Genomic DNA, 14707 nt, shown 5'->3' on the forward strand with positions numbered 1-14707 from the left:
GGCGTCAAGCATCGCCGCATAGGGGAACCGCGTCGCGCTTACAATGCACCGCTTACGAACGCCTGACAGGATGCGGCTTTTTTGCGCGTCACGAAGCCAGCAGTTCGGCCAGCGTCAGTGCCATCACCTTGGCGCTGTCGATCATGTCCTGCACGCCGATCCATTCGTCGGGCTGGTGCGCCAGATCGAGGATGCCCGGTCCGTAGGCGATGCAGTTGCCGAGCCTGCCGATCCGGTCGATGTGCTTCTGATCGTAGGTGCCGGGGCTGACCACGTAATCGGGCCTGCGCGCCAAGACCTTTTCGATCGCGGACGCAACCGTGGTGACGATCGGGGCATCCGCATCCGTCATCGTTGGCTGCACCTCGAACAGGTCCCGCACCTCATAGGAGAAATTCGGACGTTCGGCCCGGATCCGCTCCATCATCGCCGAGACCTCGGCCTTCACCTCGGACAGGTCCTCCTCGATCAGGAAGCGGCGGTCGATGACGATCCGGCAGCGGTCGGGTACGCAGGGCGCGGGCAGGCCGGTGTAGTCCTGGGCCTGCTCCGCCTCTCCGCCATGGATTGAATTGATGTTGAGGGTCGAGTTTTTCGCCCCTTCCGGCACCACCGGCATGGCGGTGCGCTTGGAGGCGAGCAGCGGAAACAGGGTCGCCTCCATCTCGGCCAGAACTGCGCTCATGTGACGAATCGCGGAATCGCCCAGAAACGGCATCGAGCCATGGGCGATCCGGCCCCGCGTCTCGATCTCGGCCCACCAGACGCCGCGATGACCGAGGCAGATACGATCCTTGTTCAGAGGTTCGGGGATGATGACATGCTGCACGCGCGCCGGATCGAACCAGCCGCGTTCCGCCAGATAGGCCACCCCGCCGTAACCGCCCGATTCCTCGTCGGCGGTGGCCGAAATCTCGACCGCGCCGGCGAACTCCGGGCAAACCGAAAGGAACGCCTCGGCCGCGATGACCGATGCGGCTAGCCCGCCCTTCATGTCGCAGGCACCGCGCCCGTAGATCCTGTCGCCGTCCAGTTCGCCGCCGAAGGGGTCGCGCGTCCAGTCGCTTCCGACCTCGACCACATCGTGATGCGAGTTGAAATGCACCGTCTGGCCGGGCCGCCCCCCCTCGCGGCGGGCGACGATGTTCCAGCGCGGGAATCTGTCGCTGTCGGCAGGCGCGCCCTTGGCCCGGATCATCTCGACGGAAAAGCCCGCACCCGCGAGGCGACCGTCGAGGTACTCGCAGATCTCGCGATAGTTGCGGCCCGGCGGGTTCAGCGTGGGAATGCGTATCAGGTCCTGCGTCAGCACGACCAGCGCCGCACGCCGCGCCTCGACCGCCGCAACCAGCCCGGTATCGGTTTCATCTCTCATGACCCAACGCTACCGGTGCTGCGCACATCCGGCAATCGCCCTGTCGCCGCTGGCGGCGATTTCTGCGGTCGCACATGGTGCCAAAGGGCGCTATCAACGGGCGGAGCCGAAACGGAGCAACCATGGCCGCACTGGGGAAATTGCTGTTGATCCTGATTATCGTGCTGACGGTGATCTATGTCTGCCTGTCGCTATGGTCACGTTCGGTGCGCCGCGGGAAACTGCAGCGGCAATGGGACGAGGATATTCGCAGCGGCGACCGCGACGCCTTTGTCGAGGCGGGGCTGGAGGAATACGACCATTCGCTGCGGCGCAGGCTGATCCTTGGCGTCTATGTCGTTCCGCTGGTGCTGATCGGCATCATCATCTATCTGACGAACCACAACTGAGGACAACCCGATGTGGGATATCATCAAGTGGACCTTCTGGCTCCTGATCTGGTGCGCGGTGGGCGCGTTCCTCTGGTATACGCTGCCGCGCAACGATGTGGTGCGCATCACCGATACCTATGAAAAGCGTGTCGATCCGGGTGACAATTCGCTGTTCTGGGCCAATTCCAATACCGGGGAATCGACAACGACCACCGGCTACGACGTGTTCTTCATTCAGGCGATGAGCCCGAAGGACAAGCCCCGCGTCTATCGCAACGAGGATACCGGCTGGGGCTGGCCGCCCTATTTCAAGTTCGACACCTCGAACCTTCAGGCCGAGGCGGCCGATCTGAAATCGACCAAGGAAAATCCGCGCTGGGTCGTGGTCAAGAAATACGGCTGGCGCGTTCCCTATCTTTCGATCTACCCCAACGCGGTCAGCGTGCGGCCGGTCGCCGGACCGGATGTGGTGGTAATTCCGTGGATCTCGCTCGCGATCCTGTTCATTCTGGGCTGTCTTGTCGTGGCCATCTGGTCGCGCTGGCGCAAGTTCCGCACCAACCGGATAGATCCGCTGCTGGATTTCGAATGATCCGTGGTGCCGGGCGGGCAGCGTTTTTTCGCGCCCGGCCCCAAGAATGGGGCGGTATCGCGCGTCTCACCCCGTGACATGCGCATGACGACCGACGACGACACCCTGGCCGAAGCCGCCGCCTGCGGCGATCGCGATGCCTTCGCGGCGCTTCTTTCGCGCCATTACGACCGGCTGTTCGCCTTTGCCTTCCGGCTGACCGGCGTCCGGGCCGAGGCCGAGGATCTGACGCAGGATATCTGCCTGGCACTGCCGAAGAAACTCGCCAGCTTTCGCGGCGAGGCGCGGTTTACCACATGGCTCTATCGCGTGGCAGTCAACGCGGCGCACGACCGCCGCCGGCGCGCCGCGACCCATGCGAAGGCGGCCGACGGCTGGGGCGACTGGGAGGTTTCCCGCCGTGCCGCCGATGCCGCAACGCGGGAGGCCGTGAACTGGCTCGAACAGGCGATGGCAGCGCTGACGCCCGACCTGCGCGAAACCGCCGTTCTCGTCCTTGGCGGCGAACTGACCCAGGCCGAGGTCGCCGGTGTTCTGGGCATATCGGAGGGCACTGTCGCCTGGCGCATGTCCGAAGTCAAAAAACGCCTGCGCGCGATAGCGAAGGAGGAGGTACGATGACCGACGATCTGGACCGCCTGCGCGCCGCGCTCGGAACTGCCGCGCCTGCGCCCGATTCCGCGCGCAAGGCTGCCGATGTCCGGGCGGCGATGTCGGCCTTCGACGCCGAAAACGCACGACGCCCCCAAGAATCCGCCGCGCCGGCGCGTCCCTCTTCCAGCCGTGGCATAGGTGTCCGGTTGCTGACAGGAGGGAAATCCATGATCCACGCATTGACCGGCCGCGCCGCGCTGACCGCGACAACCGGGCTGGTGGCCGCAGGCCTCGCCGTGTTCGTATTGCTGCCGCCCGAGGCGCCGCGGGCGCCGGAACCGGTGGCCACCATTGCCGAACCTGCCGCCGCCCCGCTGGCCGCACCTGCGCCCTCGGCGCGCGCCGCATCGAACCGGCCAGCCGATGCAGGCGCGCCCCTGATCCGCGAGCCCGGCCCTGCCGCCACGCTGCGGGCGACCGGGCGTGTCGCGGCGGACGATGCCATGGCGGAACTGGCCGACATGGCCGTCGAATACGAGGGCGAGGCACCGGTGGTTGCCCTTGTCGCGCCGGTGCCTGTCGTTCCGATGGAAACCGAACGCTTCGCCAATGCCGATCCCAACCCGGTCAAAACCGTAATCGATGCGCCGGTTTCGACCTTTTCGGTCGATGTCGATACTGCGTCGTGGTCGATTGCCCGCGCTTCGCTGATGGCCGGCCAGTTGCCGCCGCCCGACGCCGTGCGGATCGAGGAGTTGGTGAACTATTTCCCCTATGCCTATCCGCTGCCCGAGGATGGCCTGCCGTTCCGCCCCGCTGTCACGCTTGGCCCGACCCCGTGGAATCCCGATACCCGCATCCTGAGGATCGGGTTGCAGGGCGCCCTGCCGGAGGCCGGGGCGCTGGCGCCGCTCAACCTCGTCTTCCTGATCGACACGTCGGGCTCGATGCAGGATGCAGACAAGCTGCCGTTGCTGAAATCTTCGCTCGGGCTGTTGCTGGCGGAACTCGGCCCCGAGGACCGGGTGGCGATTGTCACCTATGCCGGCAGCGCCGGCGAGGTTCTGGCGCCGACGCCGGCCAGCGACAGGGCGGCGATCCTTGCCGCGCTCGAGCGGCTGGATGCGGGCGGGGCGACGGCCGGTCAGGCCGGGCTCGATCAGGCCTATGCGGTGGCGGAATCGATGGCCGGCGAAGGCGGGGTGACCCGCGTGCTGCTGGCGACCGACGGCGATTTCAACCTCGGCCCCTCCGATCCGCAGGCGCTGAAGGACTATGTCGCGCGCAAACGCGTCGGCGGTACATACCTGTCGGTGCTGGGATTCGGGCGCGGCAATCTGAACGATGCGCTGATGCAGGCGCTGGCGCAGAACGGGAACGGCCAGGCCGCCTATATCGATACGCTGGCCGAGGCGCAGAAGGTTCTGGTGGACCAGCGCGCCGGAACCCTGCAGCCCATCGCCCGGGACGCGAAGGTACAGGTGGAGTTCAATCCGGCGGCGGTCGCCGAATACCGTCTGATCGGATACGAGACGCGCGCCCTGTCGCGGCAGGATTTCAACAACGACGGGGTGGATGCGGGCGAGATCGGCGCCGGCCATCAGGTCACCGCGCTTTACGAGGTCACACCCGCAGGCTCGCCCGCGGCGCTGACCGATCCGTTGCGCTATCAGACGGCCCCGGCTGCCGGATCGGGCGACGCAATGGACGAACTGGCATTTCTTCGCCTGCGCTACAAGGCGCCGGGCGGTGGCGCCAGCCGGCTGATCGAATTGCCGGTTCCGGCTGCGGTCTCTCCGCCGGACGTGGAAACCCGCTTCGCCACGGCGATTGCAGGTTTCGGCCAGTTGCTTCGCGGCAGCGCGTATCTGGGCGAATGGGGCTATGCCGATGCGATCGCGCTGGCCGAGGGGGCCCGTGGCGACGACCGTTTCGGCTATCGTGCCGAGGCGGTGCGGTTGATGCGCCTGGCCAGCGACCTTGCGCGGTGAACGCCGGCTGGTTGCCGGATACGAAAAGGGCGCGCAGATGCGCGCCCTTCCGCCTGCTGCCGGGGAAGATCAGGCAGCGACGGTTTCGGCTTCGATCACCCCGGCCGCGCCATTGGTGATCTCGATCCGGCGCGGCTTGAGCGCCTCGGGCACTTCGCGAACCAGATCGATGTTCAGCATGCCGTCGACATGGCTGGCGCCGTTGACGCGCACATGGTCGGCAAGCTGGAAGCGGCGCTCGAAGGCGCGGGTGGCGATGCCGCGATGCAGGAAGTTCCGCTCCTTGTCATCGGCGGCCTTGCTGGCCGAAACGATCAGCGCGCCGTCCTTCACCTCGACATTCAGTTCGCTTTCGCTGAAGCCGGCTACGGCGATCGAGATGCGATAGGCGTTCTCGTCGGTCTTTTCGATATTGTAGGGCGGATAACCCGGCTGCGGGGTATCGGCGGCCATCACGCGGTCAAGCAGGTCGGCAACACGGTCGAAGCCGACGGTGGCGCGATACAGGGGGGCAAAATCAACACTGCGCATAGTCTCATCCTCTCTTGAGCGATGTTGTCCGGGCGCCCTCCGTCCGGACGGACGCCCTGTCTGATAGGTCCGGACCCGTCATTGGCGCCCGGACAGTTCCGATGTGGGTACGGAAAATGCGGCTTTCAAGTGGGTTCCCGGACAAGCCCTACGGGCGCAGGAACCTTGCCCCGCCGCCGGCGGTTCCGGGCTCGCCCATGGACCGGGAACCAAGTGGCCTGATCTCCGGCTCCAGCCGCTTGCGCAGGGTATCGAGCGTGCCGTGCAACTCACCCGCCAGCGCCACCGGCGCGCCATCGGCCTGGGCCATGGCGCTGATCACGGAAGCGATGCGCGGCCCCCCGGGCCCGGAGACGAAGATGGGTGAGCCTGAAGCGCCGAAATCGACAGAGCACGACAGCATCACCACCCCCGCCGAGCGCTGCAGGACATGGCACACCTCCTGCAACGAGGGGGCCTCGGACCGGTGTTCGGCATAGGAAACGACACCGACCTGCTGTCCGCGCGCCAGCCTGCCGGCGATCTCGTAGGGGCGGATATTCGGCAGGCGGATCGGCCGATCGAGCTGAAGCAGCGCCAGATCGGCGGCGACCCGGGCCAGATCGTGCGCCCCGCCGAAATCGTAGTCGGGATGCGAAACTGCCCGCCGGATACCCCGATAGGCCTCGGCCCGTCCATCGCGCCAGCCGGCGAGGAACTGCATGGTTTCGGGTGGAATCCGTGTGCCGGTCTTCCGGTCGTACAGGCAATGAGCGGCGGTCAGGACCAGATCGGGGGCAATCAGCGCGCCGGTGCAGAACGACCGCCGCGCAATATCGAGCCGCCCGACCGCCTCCCAGCCACGGCTGTCGTCACCGGTTGCCAGCCGGATGAGGCCGCTCGGCCGCGAATCATCCGCGCCGACCGGCGACGCCAGAACGAGCGCGATCAGAAGGACAACCCAGTGCATGTCACCTCCCACAACCCTGCCGGAGACTGACCCGCCGGCGCGGCCGAAACAAGGCGGCATCGCGCCGGATTTCAGGCCGCATTCAGCGCGCGCGGTTTCGGCCCGCCGGTCGCCCAGTCCAGCAGTTCCACAATATGCACCACCGGAATCTCGGTGCCGGAGCCGATCTGCATCATGCAGCCAATGTTGCCGGCGGCGATCACATCGGGGGCCTTCGCCTCCAGCATTCGAACCTTGCGCGCCTTGAGTTTGCCGGAAATCTCCGGTTGCAACAGGTTGTAGGTGCCCGCCGAGCCGCAGCACAGATGCGAATCCACGGGCTCGACCACGCGAAATCCCGCCGCCGCGAGCAACGTCCTGGGGTGGGTCCTGATCCGCTGGCCGTGCTGCAGGGAGCAGGCCGCGTGATAGGCCACGGTCAGATCCTCGGGCGGCGCGCCCACCACGCCGAGGTCGACCAGTACCTCGGAAACGTCGCGCGCAAGCGCTGCGACCCGCGCGGCCGGTCGGGCCTGTGGCTTATGCCTGAACATGTGGCCATAGTCCTTCACCGTCGTTCCGCAGCCGGAGGTGTTGATGACGATGGCGTCGAGCCCCGTGCCCTCGATCTCGGCGGTCCAGGCGGCAATATTGCGGGCCGCCGTGGCAAGCGCCTCGTCCGCCCTGCCCATGTGATGGGTCACCGCCCCGCAGCAGCCCTGACCGCGCGCCACGACCACCTCGCAGCCCAGCCGGGTCAGCAGGCGGATGGTGGCATCGTTGATATCGGGATCGAGCGCTCGCTGCGCGCAACCGGTCATCAGCGCGACCCGCTTCCGGCGTGCGCCGCGCGCCGGGAATACCTGCGGCGCGTCGTTCCGGCTGGCTGGCGGAAGGGTCTTCGGCGCCATTGCCAGCATCGCCCGGAGGCGCGGGTCCGGCATCCAGCGCCGCAGCGGCCGGCCGAGAATCGCTGCGCGCAATGCCCAGCGGAAGCGCCCCGGATAGGGCAATATCCGTGCCAGCATCCAGCGCAGCGCCCGGTCCGCAAGGGGCCGCCTGTAGGTTTTTTCGACATGCTCGCGCGCGTGGTCGATCAGATGCATGTAATGCACCCCGGACGGACAGGTTGTCATGCAGGCAAGGCAGGAAAGGCAGCGGTCGAGGTGGCGGACCGTCTTCTCATCCGCCGCGCGCCCCGATTCGAGCATGTCCTTGATCAGGTAGATACGCCCGCGCGGGCTGTCCAGTTCATCGCCCAGCACCAGATAGCTGGGGCAGGTCGCGGTGCAGAACCCGCAATGCACGCAGGCGCGCAGGATCTCGTTCGCCCGCGCGATACCGGGGTCCTCAAGCTGCTCGGGGGTGAAATTCGTCTGCATGCGCCGCTATCCCATCAGCCCGGGGTTGAGGATGCCGCGCGGATCGAATTTCGCGCGCAGACCGGCCGAGATCGCGGCCAGCGGTGCCGGTTCGGGTGGAAACACCGCAAGGTTGCGGCGTGTGTCCTCGCCGGCTCTCACCAGTGTTGCGTGACCCGGAATCTGCGCCAGCGTGGGGCGGATATCGGCGCCCTGGGCGACCTGCGCCCAGATCAGCCCGCCACCCCAGTCATAGAGGCACTCCGCCCCGCCCGGCACCTCGCCGAGCGCAGCCGCGATGCGCGGCCCGTCGCCGGGCCTGACCGAGATGCGCCAGACATCGCCCGTTCGGTCGGCAAGATCGGTCACGTCCCGGACGCGCCGCCAGATATCGCCGGCCCGGGCGGGGTCTTCCTCGACGGTGATATCGCCGAACCTGCCCAGCAGGTCGGCCAGCCGACCGCCGCGATAGGCGACAGATTCGGCAAACCCCTCGACCCGGATCAGCGTTTCATCCCGCACCGGGGAATGCGCCGCGCCGCTGACCTCGAAGGGCGAGGTCAGCGCGGCCGAAAGCGCCGCCACCGCCCGCGCGGGGGAGAGGCCGGCAAGACGCAGCGTTGCGGTGGCCTCGGGTACCGGCAGCACCTTGAAGCTGACCTCGCTCAGAACGCCCAGCGTTCCGCGGCTGCCCGCCATCAGCTTGACCAGATCGTAGCCGGTGACGTTCTTCATCACCCGGCCGCCGTTTTTCAGCACCCGTCCCGCCCCGTCGACGAAACGCACGCCGATCAGGCTGTCGCGGCAGGAACCGGCCTGAATGCGGCGCGGCCCCGACACATTGGCGGCGACCGCGCCGCCGATGGTGGGCACGCCGTCGGTGCCGAGCAGCGGGCGGTGATCCATCGGCTCGAACGGCAGGCGCTGGTTTTCGGCTGCAAGCGCGTCCTCGATCATGGCCAGCGGCGTTCCGGCCCGCGCCACAAGGGTCAGTGCGCCCGGTTCGTAGAGCGTGATGCCGTCAAGCCCGGCGGCCGACAGGATTTCGCCTTCCACCCGGCGCCCGACCGGCCGGGTTCCGCCGCCGCGCACGGCCAGCGGCCCGGCGGCGGCCGCAATGGCCTCGGCCAGTTCCGCTTCGCTCCGAGGGGTGATCGCGCCGCTCAAGCCGCCCCCTCCCGTCGCCCGCGCGAGGCATCGAGCGGGAATACCTTGGCCGGGTTGAGCAGCCAGTACGGATCGAAGACATCCTTGACCGCCATCTGAATCTCCAGATCCGTCGGCGCGAACTGGTGCTTCATCAGATCGCGCTTTTCAACCCCGACCCCGTGCTCGCCGGTCAGGCAGCCGCCGGCCTCGACGCAGAGCTTGAGGATTTCCGCCCCCAGCGCCTCGGAGGTTTCCAGATCGCCGGGCTTGTTGGCGTCGAACAGGATCAGCGGGTGCATGTTGCCGTCGCCCGCGTGAAACACGTTGCCGACCCTCAGCCCGTACGCATCGCTCAACTCGCCGATCCGGCGCAGCACAACCGGCAGGGCGGAAACCGGAATGGTACCGTCGAGACAGATGTAATCGCCAAGCTGCCCCATGGCGCCGAAGGCCGATTTGCGCCCCAGCCAGATGCGTGCCGATTCCTCGGCCGAGGTGCTTTCGCGCAGCACGACCGGATCATGCCCGCGCGCGATCCGGCAGATCAGCCCAAGCTGCTCGTCTATTTCGGCCGGCGAGCCTTCGACCTCGACGATCAGCAGCGCCTCGCAATCGGGGTATCCGGCATGGGCGAAGGCCTCGGTGGCGCGGATGCAGGGACGGTCCATGAACTCGATGGCGACCGGCAGCACCCCGGCCCTGATGATGTCGGAAACGCAGGCGCCCGCCACCTCGTTGCTGTCGAAACCCATCAGGACGGGGCGTGCGCCCTCGGGCCGGCGCAGGATGCGCAGCGTCGCCTCGGTCACCACGCCAAGCTGGCCCTCCGAGCCGCAGACGAGGCCAAGCAGGTCGTAGCCCGGCGCATCGAGATGCGCGCCGCCGATCTTGACCACGCTGCCATCCATCAGCACCATGGTCAGCCCCAGCAGGTTGTTGGTGGTCACACCGTATTTCAGGCAATGTGCTCCGCCCGAATTCATCGCGATGTTCCCGGCGATGGCGCAGGCAAGCTGGCTCGACGGGTCGGGAGCATAGAAGAAATCTGCCTCTTCGACCGCGCCGGTCACGCTCAGGTTGGTGCGGCCCGCCTGAACGCGGATGAACCGGTTGTCGTAATCGACCTCCAGCACCCCGGTCATCCGCGCCACGCCGAGGATCACGCTGTCGGCCGTCGGCAGCGCGCCGCCGGCAAGCGAGGTGCCGGCACCGCGCGGCACCACGGGCACGCGCTCTGCGTGGCAGATGCGCAGAACCGCCGCTACCTCTTCGGTCGAGGAGGGCAGCACGACCGCCAGCGGCGGGCAACGGTAGGCGGTCAGCGCGTCGCATTCGTAGACCCGCGTCTCGGCCGGATCGTCGATCACCGCGCCCGCGGGCAGGACCTGCGACAGGCGCGCGACGATCTGTTCCTTGCGTGCAAGGATAGAGGGGTCGGGTGCTGGCATCTCCATCGGCGGGCCTCCCTGGTGCCACTGGCCGAAGCGTAGAGGCGGTGCCCGGCACTGGCAAGCGACGCGCGCGGCGCAAGGTGTCCGGCGCGAAAGACGATTCCGTTCGCCGGCCGGATGGTCTAGCGTGCCGGCATGAACCTGCTCGACAGTCTCTCCCTTCTGACGCCGATGGATTTTGCCGCGCTGACGTTTCTTTTTGCGGCGTGGATCGCAACGGGCTGGCTGGTCGAACACCCCGTCGGCGGGCAGAAATCGACGGCGGTCCTGATGCATGCCTATCGCGAGGAATGGATGCGCGAGATGGTGACGCGCGAGCCGCGCATCTTCGACAGCGCGATCCTCGGCACCCTGCGTCAGGGAACAACCTTTTTCGCCTCGAGCGCGATGCTGGCCATCGGCGGCGGGCTGGCGCTGATCGGCAATCCGCAACCGCTGAGCAATGTGGCCGAGGAGCTGATTCAGGGCGATGCGCCGCGTGTCGTCTGGGAAATCAAGATTCTGGTGATGCTGGTGTTCCTGGTCGGTGCATTCCTGCGGTTCGTCTGGTCACACCGGCTGTTCGGCTATTGCGCGGTGATCATGGCCGCGGTTCCGAACGACCCGGCCGATCCGCGCACATATCCGCGCGCCGCCAAGGCGGGCGAGATCAGCACGCTGGCGGCGCGCAGTTTCAACCGCGGCATGCGGTCGGTCTATTTCGGCCTGGCGGCCACGGGGTGGCTGGCCGGCGCGCTGCCGCTGATCGTCACCACCGTTGCGGTGGTGGCGATGATCTGGCGGCGCGAGTTCGCATCGCAGAGCCGCGCCGCGCTGCTCAAGCCCGATCTTTGACCGGCGTTCAGCCGTCCATCTCGCGCCAGCCCCAGGTTTCGGCGAGAGAGAGACAGGTCCGCCAGCCCTCGACCGCATCCGAAGGGCTCGACGCCCGCAGGCAGGCGGCTGCGGTCGCATGGGCCATCACCAGACATTCCCGCGGCGCCCGGCCCGCCTGACGGGCGTAATGGAATCCGGCGGCAAAGGCATCGCCCGCGCCGTTGGCGCCGCGACGCTCGGCATCCGGCACCCGCACCACCGGCTGCTCGGCTTGCGTGCCGTCGCGCGCGACCAGATGCGCACCGGCCGTGTGGTGAACCACAACCGTCTCCATCGCGCCCTTCGCCAGCACCTCGCGCGCCGCTTCGCGGCACGCGGCAGGATCCGGGCGTCCGTTGCGCACCGTTTCCCTGCCGGCCAGCGCGCCGATCTCGGAATCGTTGACCACCAGCGTCGTCAGGTGCGGCAGGCAGGGCAGAACCAGCGCGCGAATACGCTCGGGCGGGGCCGCAACAAGCTCCAGATTGGTCTCGAACCCGGCGGCCCGTGCGCGCCGCAGTACCGCAACCCAGCCGTTCGGCTCACCCTGCCACGGCGCGTCCATGGTCCGGTGAATGCCGGGCAGGCCAAGGTGGAACAGCCGCGCCGAGGTGTCGGAGAAATCGAAGTGCTCCGGCGACAGCAGGTCGCCCGCGCCATGGAACAGGATATGCGTCCGCCGCCCCGTCGCCGCCGAGGCATAGGCGTTGGTCGCCTGCGTTGCGGCATCGCCCGTACGGTGGAACCGGTGGGCAATTCCGTTTGCCTCGGCAACCGCCTGAAGGAAGTCGCCATCGCTGTCGGCCCCCAGAAGCCCCATGGTCGAAACCGGCACCGCGGGATCGAGGCGGCGGATATCGACGGCGAAGTTGCAGGCCGATCCGCCTCCCGAAAGCTGCACGTCGATCACGGTTGTCGCCATGTCTTCTTCCGGCCATTCGGCGACCGTGATGTTCCGGTCGAGGCACCATATGCCGCCGGTCACGAACCCGTTCCGCTGCGCCGACATTTCAAACCCTCCCGCTGTATTCCGCCCGTCCGGTCAGGATGTGGCGTGCTGCGCGGCGAAACCGTCCGCCATCCCGCAGGCGAACGCGCCGGCACAGGGACCTCACACCGCAGACCCGGGCTGCGGGCCTGTCATCACCGGTACATGCCCCATAGAGAATGGCACATGCATCGCGCCGCAAGATGCCGCCGTGCCGCATGGTGGTGCTCCTCGTCGTCGACCGATACCGCACCGCGTCTTTTGTGCGGGCCCTGTTCAACCGCCATGCGTTCCGTCGTGACGATGCGAAATGATCCCGGAGAAAGTCGCAGGGGATCGCGCCGCAGGCCTACCAGCCAAACCTGTCGCGCAGGCGGTAAACCAGGACGGAAGGCGCAAGAAACCATGGCGAGCCGGTGTAGAGCGGCCGTGTCGGAAAGGGTATGCGGGCGAAGGCGGTCTCGCCCCCGTCGAGCCCGGCGGCGCGGCGACCGATCCGCATGCCCAGATACCCCGCCATGCCCACACCCGAGCCGCAATACCCCATGGCGTGAAACAGCCCCGCATCCTCACCCGCGTGCATCAGCGTGTCGAAGCTGTAGGCGACGGTACCGCTCCAGGAATGGCCGATACGGGTGCCGCGCAGGTCGGGGAACAGGCGGATCAGTTCGCGCAGCAGCACCGGCCCGGTACGGTCGGGGTCGGATTCGGCAAGCGATACGCGCCCGCCGAACAATACCCGGCTGCGGTCGGGTGACGGGCGATAGTAATAGACCAGTCTGCGGGTGTCCGACAGGATGCGGTCGGTCGGAAAAAGCCTGTCCATCAGGGGCGTCGGGATTTCCCCGGTGGCGATGACATAGGATCCGATGGGAACCACCCGCCGCCGGTGCCACTGGCTGAGCGGCCCGCTGTAGCCGTTGGTCGCCAGTATCACCTTGCCCGCCCGCAGGGCACCCCTCTCGGTGCGCAGGAGAAAGCCGCGCGATTGACGTTCGAGTTCGGTCACCCGGCAGCCCGCGACAACCTGCGCCCCCGCATGGCGGCAGATTTGCAGCAGCCCGCGGTGGTATTTCCCCGGATCAAGGCTTGCGTGGCGGGGAAATACCGCCCCACCGTGATATGCGCCGCTTCCCGTCTCGCCCGCCATCCCGGCGCGGGGGACCATGTAGGCGCCGGTCTCGAATGCCGGATTGGGCGCGGCGATGTCGCGGGCGAGCCTGTCATAGGATTTGGCCAGATGGGCGCCGTGAAAACGGCCGACGACCCGGAAATCCGCGTCGATCCCTTCGCCGGCGATGAAGCGCTGCGTGAAGTCGAGCGACGCCTGCCCCTCACGCAGGATGTCGGTGGCGAGCGACGGGCCGAACCGGGCCGAAAGGCTGGCGAAAGACGGCTTCACGCTGGTCGAGACCTGCCCGCCGTTGCGGGTGCTGCACCCCCAGCCCGGAACGTCCGCGTCGAGCACCAGCGTAACCAGCCCGGCGCGGGCGGTCTGGATGCCGGCATGCAGCCCGGTATACCCGGCGCCGACGATGGCGATATCGACCTCGGCCGGCAGGGTTCCGCCGTCGCGGGTGTCGGGTGGCGCGGCCCGCCACCAATAGGGCGTGGCGCTGTAATCCGCGGCGAAGACGCCGGTGTCCATTGCGCGCCCCTAAGACGATGGCGGCGGGCGCTGGAGTGCGACCGAGGCCAGCGCCAGCAGCCCCGACCCGACCATCAGGAAAAACGACACCGCGTTCAGAACCGGGGTCGAGCCGACCTTGGCCATGCGGTCGAACATGGTGATCGTCAGCGGACTTTCCGAGCCGACAAGAAACAGCGTCGTGTTGAAATTCTCGAACGAGACCAGAAAGGCGACGATGCCGGCGGCGATCATCGCCGGGCGCAGGAAGGGCAGGGTAATGGTGCGCAGCACCCGGGCGCGGCTCGCTCCCAGGTTCAGCGCCGCTTCTTCGAGCGAGGGGTCGAACTTGCGCAGCCGGGCGGTGATGACAAGCGAGGTGATCGTGGTGACGAAGGAGAATTGCCCCAGCACGACGAGGAATATCCCCGGCCGCAGAAAGCCCAGTTCCAGCCCAAGGCGGTTTTCCACCCCGTTGGCGATGTTGCTGGCGAATACCAGGATCGAGATCCCGAGGATCACCCCCGGGATGACCAGCGGCACGACCATCAGCAGATAGAAGAAGTTCTTGAAGCGGAAGTTCGCCCGCACGAACAGGAAGGCGTTGGTGGTGCCCACCGCCACCGACAGCGTTGCAACCATCAGGCCGATGACAAGGGAATAATAGAGCCCGCGCAGCAGGCGCCGGTCGTGGAACATGCCCAGCTTCGGTTCGGTGTCGCTGAAGAACCAGTCGAGCGTGAACCCCTGCCACGGCAGCGCCGGAAACAGCGAATCGTTGAAGGCGAAACTGCCGGCGGCGACCAGCGGTGCGGCCAGGAAGACGAAGAAGGCGACGACATAGAGCCGGTAGCCGAACATCAGCGTCCTGTTGGTGGTTGCAACTGCCATGAC

General features: G+C 67.3%; 14 protein-coding genes. 5 read left to right on the forward strand and 9 right to left on the reverse strand.

What is annotated here, in order from left to right; translation table 11 throughout:
* Nucleotides 1-88 precede the first annotated feature (88 nt).
* Nucleotides 89-1375 (reverse strand): acetylornithine deacetylase/succinyl-diaminopimelate desuccinylase family protein, encoded by a 1287-nt coding sequence (locus ACK5IR_RS14840; protein ID WP_416929949.1) that lies wholly within the window; start codon nucleotides 1373-1375, stop codon nucleotides 89-91.
* 146 nt (nucleotides 1376-1521) lie between these two features.
* Here ACK5IR_RS14840 and ACK5IR_RS14845 point away from each other — a divergent pair, with 146 nt between their 5' ends.
* The 4 genes from ACK5IR_RS14845 (at nucleotide 1522) to ACK5IR_RS14860 (ending at nucleotide 4923) form a co-directional block, all read left to right on the forward strand.
* Complete coding sequence (locus tag ACK5IR_RS14845) at nucleotides 1522-1764, forward strand: hypothetical protein (RefSeq protein ID WP_416929950.1); 243 nt, start codon at nucleotides 1522-1524, stop codon at nucleotides 1762-1764.
* A 10-nt stretch (nucleotides 1765-1774) separates the two neighbouring features.
* On the forward strand, nucleotides 1775-2338 hold the full coding sequence (locus ACK5IR_RS14850; RefSeq protein WP_416929951.1) for a DUF1523 family protein: 564 nt from the start codon (nucleotides 1775-1777) through the stop codon (nucleotides 2336-2338).
* 84 nt (nucleotides 2339-2422) lie between these two features.
* Complete coding sequence (locus ACK5IR_RS14855; RefSeq protein ID WP_416929952.1) at nucleotides 2423-2959, forward strand: RNA polymerase sigma factor; 537 nt, start codon at nucleotides 2423-2425, stop codon at nucleotides 2957-2959.
* A complete protein-coding gene (locus ACK5IR_RS14860; RefSeq protein ID WP_416929953.1) occupies nucleotides 2956-4923 on the forward strand; it encodes a vWA domain-containing protein in 1968 nt (655 codons plus the stop codon). The genes ACK5IR_RS14855 and ACK5IR_RS14860 overlap by 4 nt, the downstream gene beginning before the upstream one ends.
* Nucleotides 4924-4992: 69 nt before the next feature.
* Here the strand turns inward: ACK5IR_RS14860 and ACK5IR_RS14865 are convergent, their stop codons facing one another.
* The 5 genes from ACK5IR_RS14865 to ACK5IR_RS14885 all read right to left on the reverse strand — a co-directional run bounded on the left by ACK5IR_RS14865 (nucleotide 4993) and on the right by ACK5IR_RS14885 (nucleotide 10346).
* Nucleotides 4993-5454, reverse strand: a complete 462-nt coding sequence (locus tag ACK5IR_RS14865) for an Hsp20 family protein (RefSeq protein WP_416929954.1) — start codon at nucleotides 5452-5454, stop codon at nucleotides 4993-4995.
* Nucleotides 5455-5602: 148 nt separating this feature from the next.
* Nucleotides 5603-6403 carry a trypsin-like serine peptidase gene (locus tag ACK5IR_RS14870; RefSeq protein WP_416929955.1) on the reverse strand — a complete coding sequence of 267 codons (801 nt, stop codon included), beginning with the start codon at nucleotides 6401-6403 and terminating at the stop codon, nucleotides 5603-5605.
* A 71-nt stretch (nucleotides 6404-6474) separates the two neighbouring features.
* Nucleotides 6475-7764 (reverse strand): glycolate oxidase subunit GlcF, encoded by a 1290-nt coding sequence (glcF, locus tag ACK5IR_RS14875; protein ID WP_416929956.1) that lies wholly within the window; start codon nucleotides 7762-7764, stop codon nucleotides 6475-6477.
* A 6-nt stretch (nucleotides 7765-7770) separates the two neighbouring features.
* The gene (locus ACK5IR_RS14880) at nucleotides 7771-8898 is read right to left on the reverse strand and encodes an FAD-binding protein (RefSeq protein WP_416929972.1); all 1128 of its coding nucleotides are present in this window, start codon (nucleotides 8896-8898) and stop codon (nucleotides 7771-7773) included.
* 8 nt (nucleotides 8899-8906) lie between these two features.
* Entirely contained in the window at nucleotides 8907-10346 is a 1440-nt protein-coding gene (locus ACK5IR_RS14885) for an FAD-linked oxidase C-terminal domain-containing protein (protein WP_416929957.1), read from the reverse strand.
* A 132-nt stretch (nucleotides 10347-10478) separates the two neighbouring features.
* Here ACK5IR_RS14885 and ACK5IR_RS14890 point away from each other — a divergent pair, with 132 nt between their 5' ends.
* Entirely contained in the window at nucleotides 10479-11177 is a 699-nt protein-coding gene (locus ACK5IR_RS14890) for a DUF599 domain-containing protein (protein ID WP_416929958.1), read from the forward strand.
* A gap of 7 nt (nucleotides 11178-11184) precedes the next feature.
* Here the strand turns inward: ACK5IR_RS14890 and ACK5IR_RS14895 are convergent, their stop codons facing one another.
* From ACK5IR_RS14895 to ACK5IR_RS14905, 3 genes are all read right to left on the reverse strand, one after another.
* Complete coding sequence (locus tag ACK5IR_RS14895) at nucleotides 11185-12207, reverse strand: carbohydrate kinase family protein (protein WP_416929959.1); 1023 nt, start codon at nucleotides 12205-12207, stop codon at nucleotides 11185-11187.
* Nucleotides 12208-12535: 328 nt separating this feature from the next.
* Nucleotides 12536-13834 carry an NAD(P)/FAD-dependent oxidoreductase gene (locus ACK5IR_RS14900; RefSeq protein ID WP_416929960.1) on the reverse strand — a complete coding sequence of 433 codons (1299 nt, stop codon included), beginning with the start codon at nucleotides 13832-13834 and terminating at the stop codon, nucleotides 12536-12538.
* 9 nt (nucleotides 13835-13843) lie between these two features.
* Entirely contained in the window at nucleotides 13844-14704 is an 861-nt protein-coding gene (locus ACK5IR_RS14905; RefSeq protein WP_416929961.1) for an ABC transporter permease, read from the reverse strand.
* Nucleotides 14705-14707 lie beyond the last annotated feature (3 nt).

This window comes from Tropicimonas sp. (assembly GCF_047971885.1).
In the GTDB taxonomy this organism is placed as follows: domain Bacteria; phylum Pseudomonadota; class Alphaproteobacteria; order Rhodobacterales; family Rhodobacteraceae; genus Tropicimonas.

Excerpts from the sequence above, each read along its gene's own strand:
- glcF (WP_416929956.1), bottom strand. The coding sequence starts at position 7,764 with ATGCAGACGAATTTCACCCCCGAGCAGCTTGAGGACCCCGGTATCGCG.
- ACK5IR_RS14890 (WP_416929958.1), top strand. The coding sequence starts at position 10,479 with ATGAACCTGCTCGACAGTCTCTCCCTTCTGACGCCGATGGATTTTGCC.
- ACK5IR_RS14840 (WP_416929949.1), bottom strand. The coding sequence starts at position 1,375 with ATGAGAGATGAAACCGATACCGGGCTGGTTGCGGCGGTCGAGGCGCGG.
- ACK5IR_RS14855 (WP_416929952.1), top strand. The coding sequence starts at position 2,423 with ATGACGACCGACGACGACACCCTGGCCGAAGCCGCCGCCTGCGGCGAT.
- ACK5IR_RS14895 (WP_416929959.1), bottom strand. The coding sequence starts at position 12,207 with ATGTCGGCGCAGCGGAACGGGTTCGTGACCGGCGGCATATGGTGCCTC.
- ACK5IR_RS14870 (WP_416929955.1), bottom strand. The coding sequence starts at position 6,403 with ATGCACTGGGTTGTCCTTCTGATCGCGCTCGTTCTGGCGTCGCCGGTC.
- ACK5IR_RS14860 (WP_416929953.1), top strand. The coding sequence starts at position 2,956 with ATGACCGACGATCTGGACCGCCTGCGCGCCGCGCTCGGAACTGCCGCG.
- ACK5IR_RS14865 (WP_416929954.1), bottom strand. The coding sequence starts at position 5,454 with ATGCGCAGTGTTGATTTTGCCCCCCTGTATCGCGCCACCGTCGGCTTC.
- ACK5IR_RS14885 (WP_416929957.1), bottom strand. The coding sequence starts at position 10,346 with ATGGAGATGCCAGCACCCGACCCCTCTATCCTTGCACGCAAGGAACAG.
- ACK5IR_RS14905 (WP_416929961.1), bottom strand. The coding sequence starts at position 14,704 with ATGGCAGTTGCAACCACCAACAGGACGCTGATGTTCGGCTACCGGCTC.
- ACK5IR_RS14850 (WP_416929951.1), top strand. The coding sequence starts at position 1,775 with ATGTGGGATATCATCAAGTGGACCTTCTGGCTCCTGATCTGGTGCGCG.
- ACK5IR_RS14900 (WP_416929960.1), bottom strand. The coding sequence starts at position 13,834 with ATGGACACCGGCGTCTTCGCCGCGGATTACAGCGCCACGCCCTATTGG.